The 15,726-nt window shown below is 62.9% G+C and carries 17 protein-coding genes; 2 read left to right on the top strand and 15 right to left on the bottom strand.

The window, feature by feature from the left end:
* Nucleotides 1-246: 246 nt before the first annotated feature.
* From NW862_RS03315 to rpmJ, 13 genes are all read right to left on the bottom strand, one after another.
* Complete coding sequence (locus NW862_RS03315; RefSeq protein ID WP_414334846.1) at nt 247-687, bottom strand: Hsp20/alpha crystallin family protein; 441 nt, start codon at nt 685-687, stop codon at nt 247-249.
* A 179-nt stretch (nt 688-866) separates the two neighbouring features.
* The gene (locus tag NW862_RS03310; RefSeq protein WP_414334845.1) at nt 867-1,160 is read right to left on the bottom strand and encodes a PepSY domain-containing protein; all 294 of its coding nucleotides are present in this window, start codon (nt 1,158-1,160) and stop codon (nt 867-869) included.
* A gap of 54 nt (nt 1,161-1,214) precedes the next feature.
* Nucleotides 1,215-3,848, bottom strand: a complete 2,634-nt coding sequence (gene acnB / locus NW862_RS03305) for a bifunctional aconitate hydratase 2/2-methylisocitrate dehydratase (protein WP_414348904.1) — start codon at nt 3,846-3,848, stop codon at nt 1,215-1,217.
* A 79-nt stretch (nt 3,849-3,927) separates the two neighbouring features.
* Nucleotides 3,928-5,010 carry a peptide chain release factor 1 gene (prfA, locus tag NW862_RS03300; RefSeq protein ID WP_414334843.1) on the bottom strand — a complete coding sequence of 361 codons (1,083 nt, stop codon included), beginning with the start codon at nt 5,008-5,010 and terminating at the stop codon, nt 3,928-3,930.
* A gap of 64 nt (nt 5,011-5,074) precedes the next feature.
* Nucleotides 5,075-5,299: a 50S ribosomal protein L31 gene (gene rpmE / locus NW862_RS03295; RefSeq protein WP_414334842.1), complete on the bottom strand. Its 225-nt coding sequence runs from the start codon at nt 5,297-5,299 to the stop codon at nt 5,075-5,077.
* A gap of 77 nt (nt 5,300-5,376) precedes the next feature.
* Nucleotides 5,377-5,790: a 30S ribosomal protein S9 gene (rpsI, locus tag NW862_RS03290; protein WP_414334841.1), complete on the bottom strand. Its 414-nt coding sequence runs from the start codon at nt 5,788-5,790 to the stop codon at nt 5,377-5,379.
* Nucleotides 5,787-6,242, bottom strand: coding sequence for a 50S ribosomal protein L13 (gene rplM / locus NW862_RS03285; RefSeq protein ID WP_414334840.1), 456 nt, complete (start codon nt 6,240-6,242; stop codon nt 5,787-5,789). The genes rpsI and rplM overlap by 4 nt, the downstream gene beginning before the upstream one ends.
* Nucleotides 6,243-6,286: 44 nt before the next feature.
* Nucleotides 6,287-7,129, bottom strand: a complete 843-nt coding sequence (gene truA, locus NW862_RS03280) for a tRNA pseudouridine(38-40) synthase TruA (protein WP_414334839.1) — start codon at nt 7,127-7,129, stop codon at nt 6,287-6,289.
* Between the two features lie 9 nt (nt 7,130-7,138).
* Nucleotides 7,139-7,489: a 50S ribosomal protein L17 gene (gene rplQ / locus NW862_RS03275; RefSeq protein ID WP_414334838.1), complete on the bottom strand. Its 351-nt coding sequence runs from the start codon at nt 7,487-7,489 to the stop codon at nt 7,139-7,141.
* 91 nt (nt 7,490-7,580) lie between these two features.
* Nucleotides 7,581-8,585, bottom strand: a complete 1,005-nt coding sequence (locus NW862_RS03270) for a DNA-directed RNA polymerase subunit alpha (protein ID WP_414334837.1) — start codon at nt 8,583-8,585, stop codon at nt 7,581-7,583.
* 144 nt (nt 8,586-8,729) lie between these two features.
* Nucleotides 8,730-9,116, bottom strand: a complete 387-nt coding sequence (rpsK, locus tag NW862_RS03265) for a 30S ribosomal protein S11 (RefSeq protein WP_414348903.1) — start codon at nt 9,114-9,116, stop codon at nt 8,730-8,732.
* Nucleotides 9,117-9,179: 63 nt separating this feature from the next.
* The gene (gene rpsM / locus NW862_RS03260) at nt 9,180-9,563 is read right to left on the bottom strand and encodes a 30S ribosomal protein S13 (protein WP_414334835.1); all 384 of its coding nucleotides are present in this window, start codon (nt 9,561-9,563) and stop codon (nt 9,180-9,182) included.
* Between the two features lie 233 nt (nt 9,564-9,796).
* Nucleotides 9,797-9,913: a 50S ribosomal protein L36 gene (gene rpmJ, locus NW862_RS03255; RefSeq protein ID WP_011433187.1), complete on the bottom strand. Its 117-nt coding sequence runs from the start codon at nt 9,911-9,913 to the stop codon at nt 9,797-9,799.
* A gap of 146 nt (nt 9,914-10,059) precedes the next feature.
* On the opposite strand from rpmJ, the gene NW862_RS03250 reads away from it, so the two are divergent.
* On the top strand, nt 10,060-12,033 hold the full coding sequence (locus NW862_RS03250) for a carboxypeptidase regulatory-like domain-containing protein (RefSeq protein WP_414426917.1): 1,974 nt from the start codon (nt 10,060-10,062) through the stop codon (nt 12,031-12,033).
* Between the two features lie 58 nt (nt 12,034-12,091).
* On the top strand, nt 12,092-13,099 hold the full coding sequence (locus tag NW862_RS03245; protein ID WP_414334833.1) for a carboxypeptidase-like regulatory domain-containing protein: 1,008 nt from the start codon (nt 12,092-12,094) through the stop codon (nt 13,097-13,099).
* On the opposite strand, the gene NW862_RS03240 is transcribed toward NW862_RS03245, so the two are convergent.
* Both NW862_RS03240 and NW862_RS03235 read right to left on the bottom strand, forming a co-directional pair.
* On the bottom strand, nt 13,096-15,105 hold the full coding sequence (locus NW862_RS03240; protein ID WP_414348901.1) for a hypothetical protein: 2,010 nt from the start codon (nt 15,103-15,105) through the stop codon (nt 13,096-13,098). The genes NW862_RS03245 and NW862_RS03240 overlap by 4 nt on opposite strands.
* 63 nt (nt 15,106-15,168) lie before the next feature.
* A complete protein-coding gene (locus tag NW862_RS03235) occupies nt 15,169-15,495 on the bottom strand; it encodes a DUF760 domain-containing protein (RefSeq protein WP_414334831.1) in 327 nt (108 codons plus the stop codon).
* Nucleotides 15,496-15,726 lie beyond the last annotated feature (231 nt).

Here is a 15,726-nt window from a genome sequence, read left to right as displayed (position 1 = left end):
GCTCTCGCTCCCCAGCCACTTCGCCCTCAACCTTATCCAACCCCAGGGGCAGAGGTCAAATCGGATCCCTGGGAGGGAGTATTCCCTCACCCCCGGCCCCTCTCCCAGCCCTCACCCCCAGCCCCTCTCCCTCAGGGAGAGGGGAGTTGAGGATGGACAAGCCAAAAAGCAAAAAAGGTAGGCTCATGGCCTACCCTCTGGGATCTGGATTTTGCTTAAGCCGAAAGTGGCGCTTGTCTCAGGCAATTAGGAGACAACGTTCACTTTGACCACTTGGGCTTTTTCAGAGTCCGCTTTGGGCAGAGTCAGGGTGAGGATGCCATCTTTGTATTCCGCTTTCACCTGATCGTGCTTGATCCGGTTGGGCAGCGGGATCACCCGTTGGAAGCGCCCGTAGCGGAACTCGGTGCGGGTTACGCCTTTGTCTTCGGAGCGTTTTTCAAAGCGCCGCTCACCGCTGATGGAGACCGCTTCCGCCGTCGCTTGGATGTCCAGATCGTTGGGGTTCAAGCCGGGCAGCTCCAGCTTGAGGGTAATGGTTTCCGGATCGTCGTGCATTTCCACCGCCGGCACGAAGGCAAAGGCATCGGTCTCGGCGGGACGGGTCATCAGCCGGTCAAACATCCGGTTCATTTCCCGTTGAATTTCGTCAATTTCCCGAAAGGGATCCCAGCGAACCAGAGCCATATCTATCCACCTCCTGATCAGATTTTGGTTAACTTTTGGTTAGCTTCTCTTTAAGCTTTACTCACAAGGCTTTAGCCTAGCCTCTGTACATTAAAATAAGCTTTCTGGCTGGCTCCAGAGGTCGAGTTTTCTGGAAATCGGTTGGGGTATTTTCTCACCCAAGAATCAGGAGAAAGCTCTCAGGAATCGCTGCGCTGGGGCGGGCGATGGGATCTCGTTTGCAACCATAAACTCAGGCCGGTAGCCACCATCACCAACAGCCCCAGGCCGTTTAAGAAGGGGTAGATGGCCTGCAGATCCAGCGGCCCCCACTGCCCTTTGTGGATTTGGATTAGCCAGTAGTAGTCCAAGTTGTCGTTGAGGCGGGCAATTTGGTAGAGGGATCCCGTCACCACCGTCACCACCAAGGGCAGGGCCAGGATGGGAGCGAGGGCGCGGTGGATCTGGCGGGTGAGTTTTCGGGACAGGGCCATCAGGATTTCTCCAAGGCTAGCAAACCATGCTGCCATGGTATCAGGGTGGCCCCTTTAGGAACGGATCCCGAGGACTTCCTCCAGCTTGGGCATTTGTTCGCGGGGGATGATCCGCCCTTCGTCCTCAAAGCCGGGGATCTCGTGGAAGTTGAGGTAGCGGTACAGCTCGCCGGCAAAGGGCTGGATCTTGGTGGCAACGATCTCCCGGTATTCCTCAGGGGTAGGGATCCGCCCCAGGAGGGCGCAGGCAGCCGCCAGCTCGGCGGATCCCAGATAGACCCGCGCGTCCTTGCCCATGCGGTTGTTGAAGTTGCGGGTGGAGGTGGACATGACGGTGGCCCCATCTGCCACGCGGGCCTGGTTGCCCATGCACAAGCTGCAGCCCGGCATTTCCGTCCTCGCGCCGACAGCGGCAAAGGTGCCGTACACCCCTTCGGCGCGCAGTTGCGCCTCGTCCATGCGGGTGGGTGGGCAGATCCAAAATTGGCGTACCTTGGCCCGACCTTGCCCTTCCAAGATCTTGGCGGCAGCCCGGTAGTGGCCGATGTTGGTCATGCAGGAGCCGATGAACACCTCGTCAATTTGGATGGGTGTGTCGGGGTTGCCTGCCGCGTGCTGGGCGTGGACTTCGCTTAGAGTCATCACCTTGTCGGGATCGTTGGGGGCACAGACGATCGGCTCGGTGATGCTGCTGAGATCAATCTCGATCACGGCAGCGTATTCGGCGTCGGGATCCGCCTCCATCAGGGTGGGGTTGGCCAGCCAGGCTTCCATCTTGGCGATGCGCCGCAGCAGAGTTCTCGCATCCTGATAGCCGCGGGCGATCATGTTTTTCAGCAGCACCACGTTGGAGCGCAGGTACTCGGCGACCGTCTCGACGCTTAGCTTGATGGTGCAGCCGGCGCAGTTGCGCTCTGCCGAGGCGTCGGTAAACTCGAAGGCTTGCTCCACCTTGAGATGGGGCAGGCCCTCGATCTCCATAATTCGCCCGGCAAAGACGTTTTTCTTGCCCTGCTTCTCGACGGTGAGCAGCCCCCGCTGGATGGCCACGTAGGGGATGGCGTGGACGATGTCCCGCAGGGTGATCCCGGGTTGCAATTCCCCCCGGAAGCGCACCAGCACCGACTCCGGCATATTGAGGGGCATCACCCCCATGGCGGCGGCAAAGGCCACCAGCCCCGATCCCGCCGGGAAGGAGATGCCCAGGGGGAAGCGGGTGTGGGAGTCGCCCCCGGTGCCGACGGTATCCGGCAGCAGCATGCGGTTGAGCCAGGAGTGGATGATGCCGTCGCCGGGCCGCAGGACAACGCCCCCCCGCGAGGCAAAAAAGTCGGGCAGCTCTTTATGGATCTGGATGTCCACCGGCTTGGGATAGGCGGCGGTGTGGCAGAAGCTCTGCAGCACCAGGTCGGCGCTGAAGCCCAGGCAGGCCAGCTCCTTCAGCTCGTCGCGGGTCATGGGGCCGGTGGTGTCCTGGGATCCCACCGTGGTGATCAGCGGCTCACAACTGGTGCCCGGGCGCACCCCCGGCAGCCCACAGGCTTTGCCGACAATTTTCTGGGCCAGGGTATAGCCTTTGCCGGTGTCGGCGGGCGGGGTGGGACGGATAAATAGGGGAGAGGGATCCAGCCCCAGGGCCTGGCGGGTTTTGTCGGTGAGGGCCCGGCCAATCAAGAGGGGGATGCGGCCCCCCGCCCGCACCTCGTCCGGCAGGGTCACAGGCCGCAGGGAAAAGGTGGAGAGGACTTGGCCATCCTCAGAGCGGATGACGCCTTCGTAGGGATAGATGGTGACCACCATGCCCGTCTCCAGCCGCGAGACCTCGCACTGGATGGGCAGGGCGCCGGCATCTTCGGCGGTGTTGAAGAAGATAGGCGCGATCGTGCCTCCCAGAATCACCCCGCCGGCCCGCTTGTTGGGCACATAAGGAATGTCGTGGCCAATGTGCCAGAGCAGGGAGTTGAGGGCGGACTTGCGGGAAGATCCCGTGCCCACCACATCCCCCACAAAGGCCACCGGATAGCCGCGGCGCTTCAGCTCGGCAATAGCAGCCAGGGATCCCGGCGCGCGCGACTCCAGCATGCTCTGGGCGTGCAGGGGGATGTCCGGGCGGGTGGTGGCGTGGGCGGCGGGGGAGAGGTCGTCGGTGTTGATCTCGCCGGCAATTTTGAACACCGTCACGGTGATGGCCTCGGCCAGGGGCGGCCTGGTAGTGAACCACTCTCCTTCAGCCCAGGACTGCAGCACCTGCCGAGCGCGGGCGTTGCCGGCCTGGCTGAGTTCCAGCACGTCGTGGAAGGCATCGAAAACCAGCAGCGTGTGGCTGAGGGCGCGGGCCGCCGCGGCGGCAATCTCCGGTCGTTCATCTTGCAGCAGCTCCAGCAGCACCTGGACGTTATAGCCCCCCAGCATCGTCCCCAAGAGCTCCACCGCCCGCAGGGGGGTAATCAGAGGTGAGCGCGCTTCTTCCTTGGCCACAGCCGCCAAAAAGCCCGCCTTCACATAGGCCGCCTCATCCACTCCCGGCGGCACCCGCTCTGTGAGCAGATGCAACAAAAAAGCTTCCTCGCCGGCAGGGGGATCCTTGAGCAGCTCGCACACCTGGCTGGTCTGGGCAGCGCTCAAGGGCAGCGGCGGGATCCCTTGATCCGCGCGGGCAGCAACATGTTGGCGGTACTCGGCCAGCATGGGGAGGATTCCTCGGGTCACTCGACATGGGTATTTATTCTACCGCCAGGTCGGCAGCAGGAAGGGATCCCAGCAGCGCTTAGGATAGCTCCGCCAGCAGCTCTTTTTGGTATAGGCCGATACAAGCTTGGATTAACTCGTCCAGCTCCCCTTCCAAAATCGGCTCGAGCAGGAAGTTCTGGTTGAGGCGGTGGTCGGTGACGCGGTTGTCCTTGTAGTTGTAGGTGCGAATTTTTTCCGAGCGGGATCCCGTTCCCACCTGCATGCGACGGGCGGAGCTGATGGAGGCCTGTTGCTCCTGCAGCTTCATCTCGTAGAGCTTGGCCCGCAAAATCTGCATCGCCCGCTGCCGGTTTTGCAACTGGGATCGCTCCTCGGTGCAGAAGACGCGGATGCCGGTGGGCTTGTGGAGGAGATCCACCGCCGTTTCCACCTTGTTCACGTTTTGGCCGCCCGCCCCGCCGGAGCGCGCCGTCTTGATCTCGATGTCCTTGGGGTCGATCACCACCTCCACCTCGTCCACCTCCGGCATCACCGCCACCGTGGCCGTCGAGGTGTGGACGCGCCCCTGCGCCTCTGTCACGGGCACCCGCTGCACCCGGTGCACGCCGGCCTCAAACTTCAGCTTGCTATAGACCTGGTCGCCGCGGATTTCCAGGATGGCCTCTTTGTAGCCCCCCATCTCTCCTTCCGAGAGGCTGGCCAGGCGCACCGACCAACCCATCTTCTCGGCGTAGCGGGTGTACATGCGGGCCAAATCAGCCGCCCACAGCGCCGCTTCCTCGCCCCCGGTGCCGGCGCGGATCTCCAACATGATGTTTTTTTCGTCGTTGGGATCCCGGGGCAGCAGCAGCAGGGTGAGCTGTTGCTCCAGTTGCTCTTGGCGGGCGCGCAGTTGCTCGAGTTCCGACCTGGCCATCGCCTCCAGCTCCGGATCGGAGGCCGCCTCGCGCAGCAGCTCTTCCGTCTGCTTCAGGTCGCGAGTCAGCTTCTGCCAATCGTGAAAAGCCTGCACGGTGGCTTCCAGGGAGGAGCGGGCCTTGGCGATCCGCTGCAGCTCCGCCGGATCCGTCGCCACATCAGGATCGGCCAGGCGCACCGTCAGCTCCTGAAAAGTGGCCTCGACGTTCTTAAGCTGCTCGATCAGTTGAGCAGAAGCCATGGGTCTAGCCTCACCGAGAAGTCTAAGCAGGGCCCAAATGGGGAACCTTGGTGCAGAAACTCGGCTACTTGGCTTTCTTGCTGCCGCCCATGCCGTACTTGCGCATGAACTTCTCCACCCGTCCTTCGCTGTCGATGATCTTCTGGCTGCCGGTGAAAAAGGGATGGTTGCCGGACCAAACGTCGACCTTCAGCTCCGGCTGGGTGGATCCCACCGTCATCACCACTTCGCCGTTGCAGATGACTTTGGCTTCGGGATACCACTGTGGGTGTATTCCTTTTTTGGGCATGGCAATCTCCTCCTCTGGGCTTGTTTCTATACCCTTGTCTACCAACATCGACCTTGAAAAAGCAATGGCGGGGATCCCTAGCGCTTCGAGTACTGGGGAGCCTTGCGGGCCTTGCGCAGGCCGTATTTCTTCCGTTCCACGGCGCGCGGATCCCGTTTTAGGTAGCCCTCTACCTTCAAGGGGCCGCGATTGGCCGGATCCACCTCGCAGAGGGCGCGTGCCACCCCCAACTTGATGGCATCGGCCTGGCCGTGGACGCCGCCCCCATGGGCTCGCACCAGGATGTCGTAGGCGTTCTCCAAACCAAGGATCTCCAGCGGCGCTTTTACGTTGGCCAATAGCGCTTCTTGATACTGCAGATACTGGTCTCCCGGCCTGTCGTTGATGAGGATCTTGCCGGTGCCGGGCACCAAGCGCACGCGGGCAACAGCGGTTTTGCGGCGCCCGGTTCCCCAATAAACGGCTCGATGGCTGCTGGCTGCTTGCGTCATGCTTTGGCTCCTGGGATCGTGTGAACAGGATACACCTGCGGCTGCTGGGCCTCGTGGGGGTGGTGGGGGCCGGCGTACACCTTCAGCTTGGTAAATTGCCGCCGGCCCAAACGGGTGTGGGGCAACATCCCCTTGACCGCCTTTTCCACCACCCGCTCCGGCAGGCGAGCTTGCAGTTGGGCAAAGGTCTCGACTTTCATGCCGCCAGGGCGGCCAGAGTGGCGATGGTAAAGCTTTTGGGTGCGCTTTTTGCCGGTGACCACCACTTTTTCGGCATTGATCACGATTACATAGTCCCCCGTATCCAGATGGGGGGTGAAGTCGGGCTTGTGCTTACCCCGCAAGAGGGTGGCCACGGCCGCGGCCAGGCGCCCCAGCCGCTGGTCGGCAGCATCCACCAGGTACCAGCGGGGCGCCGCAGTTTCGGGAGTGGGAAGGGGAGTTTTGTTCATGGCAGCTAAGGAGGACAGAACTGCAGGATTGGACAAGAAAACGCTCAGACCAAGGAAGGGACACCCACAGCCAGATGGCGGGCTTCAGGGGGCCCCAAAAAGGGCAACAAGTGGGCAAACTGCCGCCCAAAAGGATCCGCAGCGTAGCCCACATCCAGCAAACACAACCCTTGCGGAGGGGCGCTGTAGCGGGTGCGCATCTGGCTCCAGTCGTTGTGCTGCCAGAGGTGGACAAATTGTTGCGGGCTGAGCTCGCCGCGGCCCACCACCTCCAGGGATCCCACCAGCAGCCGCATCATCCGGTAGAGGAAGCCGCTGGCCTGCACCTCGATGCTCACCAGATCCCCCAGCCGCCGGCAGAGCACCTCCTGCACCTGCACCCGCGAGTGGGGCCGGTCGGATCCGCGCCGCCGGAACGCTTCCAAGCTGTGCTCGCCCAGCAGGGAGTGGAGGGCCTCCGCCATCGGCTCCACCTGCAAAGGCCAACGCACCTGCCAGCTAAAGAGGCGCCAGAACACATCCGGCAGCTCCCGGTTCAGGATCAAGTAGCGATAGCGGCGCCAGCGGGCCGAAAAGCGGGCATGCCAGAAGTCAGGCACCTGAGCGGAAGCCAGTACCACCACATCTTCCGGCAGACAGTCGTTCAGCACCCGCGCCCACTCCGTGGGTGGGATGCCAGAGGTGGTGTCGAAGTGGGCCACCTGGCCTGAGGCATGAACCCCCGTATCGGTGCGCCCTGCCCCGTAGAGGGCCACCGGGTGCCCGGCCCGCGACGCAATCGCCTCCTCCAGCACCCCCTGTACGGTGCGGTGGCCCGCTTGACGCTGCCAGCCGCGAAAGCCGCTGCCGAGGTACTGAATTTTCAGGGCAATGCGACGGCTTTGCATGGGATCCCTTCACACCAGCTCGATGACCGCCATTTCCGCTCCGTCCCCCCGCCGACGCACGGTGCGCAGGATGCGGGTGTAGCCACCGGCCCGATCGCGGTAGCGCTCCGGCGCTTGCTCAAACAGAGAGCGCACCAGCTCCTTGTCGTAGACGTAGGCCAGGGCCTGCCGCCGCGCCGCCAAAGATCCCTCTTTGGCCAGGGTGATCATTTTCTCGGTGGTGGCGCGAATGGCCTTGGCGCGGGCTTTGGTGGTGGTGATCCGCCCTTCCCGCAGCAGAGCTGTGGTCAGCGCCCGCAGCAGGGCTTTGCGCTGGTCGGCAGGCTTGTTGAGGTGGGGGGTACGACGACGGTGACGCATGGTAACCTCTATCCTGGGCTCTTCGGGGATCCTGACTGAGTTTTGCGGTGACGCCGGCGGCGCCAAGCACCTTGGAGGGTTGCTTGGGGCTCTAGGCCTTGCCCTTTTCGCGGGCGCGGGGCAGCGTTAGGCCAAAGCGATTCTTGAGGGCCTGGATCACCTCTTCGGCAGATTTCTGGCCGAAGTTTTTGATCTCCAGCAGATCCTCCTCGGTGTAGACCAACAGATCCGCCACCGTATTGATCTGGGCTCGCTTCAGGCAGTTGTAGGCCCGTACCGATAGCTGCAGCTCCTCGATGGGGATCTGGTTCTTTTGGTTATCTTCGGTTTGCTGAGGCGCTACCGGCGCATCGAAGCTGACCTCCTGCAGGGGCGAGAACAAGCTCACCAAAATGCGGGCCGCTTGACTGAGGGCCTCTTGCGGAGTGAGGCTGCCGTTGGTCCAGATCTCTAATATTAGACGATCTTTTTCCAGGGACTGGCCGACCCGGGCTGCTTCCACCGTGTAGTTCACCTTGCGCACCGGCATGAAGACGGAGTCGATCTGCAGAAAATCGATGGCCGTCGATTTGCTGTCGGAGTAATCGACGGCGCGGTAGCCATGTCCCCGGCCAATCATAAACTCCATTTCCAAAATCGCCCCTTCCGCCAAAGTGGCAATGTGGTGGCGGGGGTTGATCACCTCCACTTCGCTGGGCAATTGCAGCTTCTCGGCGGTAACTTCCCCCGGCCCTTGCGCCACCAAACGGCCCACCTGCGTGTCAGGAGCCGTGGAGCGCAGCACCAGCTCCTTCATGTTGAGCAGGATCTCCATCACGTCTTCCCGCACTCCCGGCACCGTGGAGAACTCGTGGCTCACGCCGGCGATGCGGACAGCGGTTACTGCCGTCCCTTCCAGATTGGAGAGCAACACCCGCCGCAGGGCGTTGCCCACGGTGATCCCTTGGCCGCGCTCCAGCGGCCCCAGAGCAAATTTGCCGTAGTGAACGCCGGTGGCATCCTGATGGGATTCAACGCACTCGGTCTGGTAGGCAACAGCGCTTGCGCTCGCTTTGCTGCTCAAAGCATGGAGGGTTCGGCTGGTTTGAATCATCATAATGGCCCCGTCCGTCTGGCTGGATATCCGCTTGGAGAACTTATGAAACTTCAGAGGTCATCTCGGGCAAACCGGTCGCTGGCGCGGCGCGTAGCCTTGGAAGAAACCCCCCAGACGCTCGCCCGGCCCTCAAGGCGGGATCCTTTAGACACGCCGCCGCTTGGGGGGTCGGCAGCCGTTGTGGGGAATGGGGGTGATATCCCGAATGAGGGTGATCTCCAGGCCCGTTGCCTGCAGAGCGCGAATGGCGGTTTCCCGGCCGGCTCCTGGACCGCTCACCATCACTTCGATCTGACGCATGCCGTTCTCCATCGCCTGCCGCGCTGCATTTTCTGCGGCCATTTGGGCGGCGAAGGGGGTGCCTTTTTTGGCGCCTTTGAAGCCGGTAGAACCTGCCGAAGCCCAAGACACTACATCGCCGTTGGGATCGGTGATGGTGACGATGGTGTTGTTGAAGGTGGACTGAATATAGGCCACTCCGTTAGGAACGTTCTTTTTGACTTTACGTCCGCGCCGTTGCTGCCGAGCCATGATCCATGCGTCCTTGCAATCAACTGTTTGACAACTGTTTGGGATTGGAATGGTCGAAGGGTCTTATTTCTTGGCAGGAGCTTTCTTCTTGCCGGCAACCGTTTTCCTCACCCCCTTGCGGGTGCGGGCGTTGGTGCGGGTGCGCTGGCCGCGTACGGGCAGACCCAGGCGATGGCGGCGGCCTCGATAGGTGCCGATGTCGATCAGCCGCTTGATGTTCATCGCCTCTTGGCGGCGCAGATCCCCTTCCACCTGGTACTCGCCCTCCACCACCGTCCGTAGGGCGGCCACCTCGGCGTCGCTGAGGTCACGGGTACGAGTATCCGGGTTAATGCCGGTTTTCGCCAAAATTTGACGCGAGCGGGTTAGCCCAATGCCATAAATGTAGGTGAGGGCGATCTCAACTCGCTTTTCTCGAGGGATGTCAACTCCCGCAATCCGTGCCATAGTCTGGGATGCCTTATAATCCGACCAATCAAACTAACTCGAACAAACTTGCCCAAAAGAACTGAGTTGCCTGCCGGCTGCTAAGATTGGGATCGCCAAAGTGGGGAATGTGCCACAGCAAGGCCAAACGTGGGATCCATGCTCTCACCGCCGCCCAGGGCTCTGCTCCGTTGTGCTAGGCTCCACTGTCTTTGTCTTCTGCTGCGATCCTGGACACAGCCGCCGTCGTGCCCTTATCCCTGCCGCTGCTTGTGCTTCGGGTTAGAAGAGCAAATCACCATCACCCGCCCATGGCGGCGGATAACTCGGCACTTTTCACAGATCCGACGGACGGAGGGCCGCACCTTCATGGTTGATCCTGCTAAAACCAGCGAATATCCATTCTAAGTTCGTCTGGGCAGCCTGTCAAAATGTGTTTGGGCTTCCGAGGGCAAGCGAACAGGCAGGTTGGCTATGCTGGGTCCAAGCAGGCGCGGCTCTGGGGTGGAGAAGGGCAATGCAGTGGCAGTGGCTGGTCGTGCTGGGCGGTGTGCTGGGGCTGGGCTCCCCGGTGTTGGGGCAATCGCCTGAAACAGGCTCTCCCGCTTCTGGGGGGAACCTCTCGGCGGCGGAAAACGGGCAGAGGGGGGAGGGGGATTGGCTTTTGCCCTTGCCCAGCTCTGCCGATCGCCTCGATGCGGTGCCGGAGCGGGGCTGGCTGGCGGTGGGACTGTTGGAAGCGCAGGCAGTGACGCTGCTGGATGGGGCGAGCGGGGATCCCCTGTGGCAGGTGGCGGTGGGCTTTGCCCCCGGCGTGGTGCGGGTGGATGAGGTGCAGCAGGTGGTCTATGCCTCCGGCCCCAATGCTCCTGGGGTGGTGGCCCTTGATTTGCTGACGGGGGAGCTGCTGCAGGCCTACGGGCTGCCGGCGGGGGTTTTGGATATGGCCGTGGATGCGGCCGGGGGGCGAGTTTTCGCCTCCATGCCCGCCGCCCAAAGTTTGGCGGTGATCCCCGCTCCCAACCGCCAACGGAATGGATCGGAGCCTCCGCAGGCCCGCAACTTGCCGCTGCCGGGGCCACCCTTGGCTTTGGCCTATGACCCAGAGCGGGGAGCCCTGTTTGTGGGCCTGGCCGGCGAGGATCCCCTCAGCCTGCTGGTGGTCAACCCCGACAATGGCGAGCTGTTGGCTCGCTGGCGCGGCGGCAACACTCCAGAAGCGATGGCTCTGGATGCCCAACGGCAACGCCTGGTGGTGCTCAACTCGGGCAGCCAGGATCTGACGGTGCTGGATCTGGGCCGCAGCGGCGAGGCCCTGCAGCGGATTGGCCTGGATTGGCGACCGACACGGCTGGCCCTTTCCGCCGATGGCCGCTGGGCCTACGTGACCTCCCGCAACAGCGACCGTCTGCAGGTGGTGGATCTGGAGGTGGGGCGATTGGCCGCCTCGCTGCGGCTGGAGGGACAACCCACGGGTTTGGTGAGGCTGGGGGAGCGGGATCTGTGGGTGGTGGCGGCAGGGATCCCGGCTTTGCGCCGTCTGGTGGATATTCAGGCTCAAGTTGGCGACGGACGGGCGGAGCCCTGGAATGGGGGGGCAAGCCAGCAGAATGGGATCCCCTCTTCCGGCAACCGCGGCGTGGTGACGGGGCGGGTGCTGGATATTGCCGGCCAACCCGTCCAGACGGGGGTTTTGCGCCTGGCCGCCACCTCCACGCAGCCCCCGCAGACGGTTCGCATCGCTGCCGACGGCACCTATGTATTGCCGGAGTTGCCGGCGGGGCTGTACCTGGTGGATGTGGAGGTGCCGGGGTTTCCGCCCACCAGCACCCAGGTGGAGGTGCGGGCCGGTTTTGTATCCACCCAAGATATTCGCCTGCCGCCGGGGCAGCCGGCCCGCCAGCCGGAGGGCATTGGCCTTTTGCCGGATGAGCCGGTTTACTCGGATGAGCTGGCCCGCCACCTCAGCCTGGCCCTGAAGGAGTTGCAGCCGCAGCGACCGGTGCTGCTTTTGAACGGGCCTTTGGGGCCGGATCCCCGCTTTGAGCCGCTTTTGCCCCTCATCCAGGGCCTCACTCTGTTGGATCGGGATGAGCGCTACACCGCCGACTTGGCCAAGCTGAAGGCCATCGGCGATGCCCTTGGCTTGCGCTACATTCTCTTGACCCAACTGCAGATTTCGCGGGACTACAACCGCCAGGGCAGCTCGCTGCTGAATACGGCCCTGCGCTTCCTGGCCCCGGCTGTGCCGGTGGAAATTCCCAATTTCACCCCCAACCAGTTGCGCAGCCGCGGCCTGGTGGTGGTGGTGGACTTGCAGCGGGATCGGCCGGGGGATCGGGCTCGCTACTATGAGGCCTATGGGCGGGATGATGTGGGCGGGGATCCGCTGTTTGAAGATGCGGCAGCGGGCCTGTTTCGGCTGCAGGTGCGCAACATGGTGCCCGTCTTTATCCAACAATGGCAGGCCAACAATCCCTTTTCTGGGTAAGGATCCCTGCAGCAGGATTTTGTCTCTCCAGAACCCACTGCGATTAGCAGATGTCGCCATGCCTCTTTTCTCCCTCACTGCGCTGCGGCGCAAGGTTAGCTTAGGCAGCCTAGGTCTCTGCGGCTGGCTGGCCCTGACTCCAGGAGCGCTGGCCCAGGCGCCGGTCACCCCCATTCCCCACTTCACACCGCTGTTTCCCCATCGAGACCAGGTGGGATCCCAGGCACGGCTGGTGGGGCAGGTGAGCAACAGCCTGGGGCAGCCGGTGGCCGGGGCGCAGGTGCAGTTGGAGGGCTTGGAGCCCGTCCAGACGGACGAGCAGGGGGCGTTTGAGCTCGACCAGGCTCCTGCCGGACGTTGGATGTTGACCGTATGGCACCCCGACTACGAAAAGGCGGAGCACGAGATCCTGCTGCAGGCGGGCCTGACCACCCCTGTGGATGTGGTTTTGCAGGTGCCCATCCGGCCCCAACCCCGGCGTCGCCTCGGCATTTTGGGGGTAGGAGGACTGGAACATACCCAGCTTTTGGGCCAGCGCCTGGCCATCGAAGCGGTGCGCCTGGGCCTGATCCCCAACAGCGAGAAGGTGGTGCCCCTGGACAACCGCCGCATTCAGCCCCTTTTGCGCCAGGTGGGCTGGCCGGTCTACGAGCTGTTTGAGTGGGATCGCCGCAAGCCGGAAGCGGTGAGCCAGTTTTTCGATTACCTGGGCCTGGAGGCCATTGTCATCGCCCGCGTCGATGTCCTCACCCGCCCGGCCTCGCCGACGGAGGTGAGTCTGCGCTCCCGCAGCCGCCTGGAGCTGTGGCGGTTTGACGAGCAGGGCAACCTCATGGCGGAGGTTCTGGCAGAAGCCAGCCGCGATCAGGTGGAGCGGGGCAACCTCAACGCCGCTGAGCTGGCGCAGCTCTATCAAATCCAGGTCACCCAAATGGCCGGCGAAATCGGATCCCGCTGGAAAGAAAATCACCCCCTGGCCCCCTACCTGGAACTGGCTCCAGGCGAGGCCCCACCCCCGCCCTCGCGCCTGGATACGGCTGTGGAGCTGGTCATCCCCACCCCCTAGCGACGACGGGAGGAGCCGCCCGAAGAGTGGCGGGAAGAGCTGCCCCCGGAGGAATGGCGGGAGGAGGAGCCGGAAGAACCAGAAGAGCCGCCCCAGGATCCCGTGCCCGAAGAGCGGCCAAAGTCCCTGTCCCAAGAGGAAGTCGAGGTAAAGACTGTAACGGTGCTGTGCCGCTCATCTTCTTGCTCCGCCTGCCACAGGGATCGCTCCAGGCGATCCAGCCTGTCTGCACAGCGCTGCAGAGCGGCTTGAACCCGCTCGATCTCTTGCTGGGCCTGATCGAAGTTCTGCTCGGAGAGGCTGTTCCAGCGCTGAATGGCCGGGATCCCCTCTTGGCTGATGTAGAGGAGGAGCCGCCTCGTTTCTTCCAGCGCTTTGCGCTCTTCCTGCGGCGGGTGGCGGAAGAAGCCCCCATACACCCGGCTCAGGCGGCGATCCAGGTCGGGTAGGCGCTGCTTGAGGCTTTGGAGCTGAGTTTGCAGGCGGCTGAGCTCGGCCTGGTTTTTTTGGTGTTGCTGGACGTAGGCGCGGCTGTGGTTTTCTAGGCTGTCGATGGCGCTGTGCAGCTCGGGCAGGGATCCCAGGGCTGAGGCCAGTTGGGCCAGGTCGTCGGCCTGCCGGGGAAAGCGGTAGCCCTGGTTTTGCCAAGTTTGCAGTTGAGCCAGCAGATCCAGCAGGCGGATCCCGGCCTCGGCCAGCTCCAACCCATCCAGATCCAAACCCCTTTGCTGCAGGGAGCGCACTTGGTTCAACAGCCCGGCCAAGCCAGAGCCGAGAGAGGTCGGGATCCCCGCAGGGGCTTGGCGCAATCGGTTTTCCAGAGTAGCCAGCTTGGCGGAGAGCAGAGCAGGGGCCTTCTGCAGGCGATCCAGCTCCCGTTGCACCCGCTCGATCAGGCCGAGAATGCCATCGGCATCCAAGCGGCTGGGATCCACCCGCAGCAGCTCGACTTTCAGGGGGCGACCTTCCAACTGTTGGCGCAGGTCTTCCAGTTGCCGCAGCAGGGATCCCCCTTCCTCGGCCAGGTTAGAGGGAAGAAACTGCACCGGGTTGAGCAGAGTTTGCAGTTGCTCTTCGCTGAGGTTGAGCAGGCGCTCACGGCTGCCCACCAGGCTGATGTAGAGGCGTTCCCAGGCTTCCACCTGCTGCTCCAGCTCCCTGAGGGTGGTGGGAGTTTGGTTGGAGAGCTGCCCTTGCACCCAAAAGGCCTGCGTGAGAGCCTGCCGACAGGCCTGCAAAGTCTCGAGGAGGCGGGATCCCAACTGTGGGTAGCGCTCCCCCCCCAAAATCAAATAAAGCCGGTAGAAGATAGTCTCCTCCGGCTTGTCACTGGGCAAGAGACCCTCTAGGGCCAAGAGCAGAGTGGCCACCGGAGCTTGCAGGACTTGGATCTGGTTTTGCAACTGCCGGCGGCGCCGCTGCCTGCGCCAGGAGATCGTGCCGCCGATCACCGCTGCGGCACCGGCCCCCACTCCCAGCAGCGGCCAGGGGGAAGGCGGAGGCGGATAGGCCAGCCGATAGCTCTGCTGCAGCCCGACCACCAGCGCCTGCGAGGGATCCCCTTGGCCAAGCAGCTCGCGCACCTGGGATCGGAGGTGTTGGTACTCGTGGTCGGCGGTATCGAGGCGGGTGCCGTAGAGGGTTTCGCCATAGGTGATGTTGAACCCCCAGGGCGGGAAAGTATCGGTGCTGGCGGCTACCGTCAAGCCGTTGCGGTCGTAAAAATCCCCTTGCGACAGATCCCGCAGGCCGGCCTCTGCCTCCACACGATCCAAACGGGCAAACCAGGCCTGCTCCGAGGGATCCCGCGCATCGGTGAGATAAACCAGCACCCGAAAACCTTTCGCTGCCCAGGGGGCAGCCGCCTCGCAGACTTGCTTGGCATCCACCGCCAGCCTGGACTCCAGGCGCAAGGTGGCGTAGGGGCAAGCAACCCCTTGGGCTTGAACCGGGCTGGGGGCAAACAGCCACGCCAGTGCTAACAAAAGAGCGACGAGAAATTGCATGCTCCTGGCCCAGCCCGACAGCTCCACTCTAGCGCCATGCCGCAGGAAGTTATGCCTGGGCGGCTAAGAATGGCCGCTCTCCGAATGAGGAGAAGTGTCAGGAGCGGACGGGCTGCCCAAGGATTGCTCCAGGGCCAGACGCTGCTCCATCACCCGCAGAAAATAGCCGCCCATCATCGCGCCGGAGAGCATTTTCGCCAAGCTCTCGCGGTTGGTGATGATCTGCACCCCAAATTGATCGGAGGGCAAGCTCCCCACCAAGCTGCGGATGTTGTGGCCCAAGATCTCCAGCACTTCAGGGGAAGAATTGCGGGCAATATCCTGAAAAATGCTGGGATCCTGAGCTTGCAGATACTGCCAGAGCCGGTTGTCGGGGCTCGGAGTTTGCACAGCCTCAAAACCAGGGATGAAATTTAATGGGCTCGACATGGAGTCACCAAGCTCCCCAAACACAGCAGATCCAGCCCAACTCGGAAGCCCGGCCTGATCCCTCAGGCCTTCGCAGTTGGCCGCTTTGGGCTATGTCAACGCTAACACCCAATCCTCACCCCTCTCGGTACGGGATCCTACCCCTCTGCCGTGGCAAATACCGCACCTGGGATCCAGAGCTGAAGCTGGGGC

It is taken from the genome of Synechococcus sp. H55.8, assembly GCF_047462375.1.
Classification (GTDB): Bacteria; Cyanobacteriota; Cyanobacteriia; order Thermostichales; family Thermostichaceae; genus Thermostichus.
Note: the sequence above shows the minus strand (reverse complement) of the source record. Positions and strands in the feature narration are given on the sequence as shown.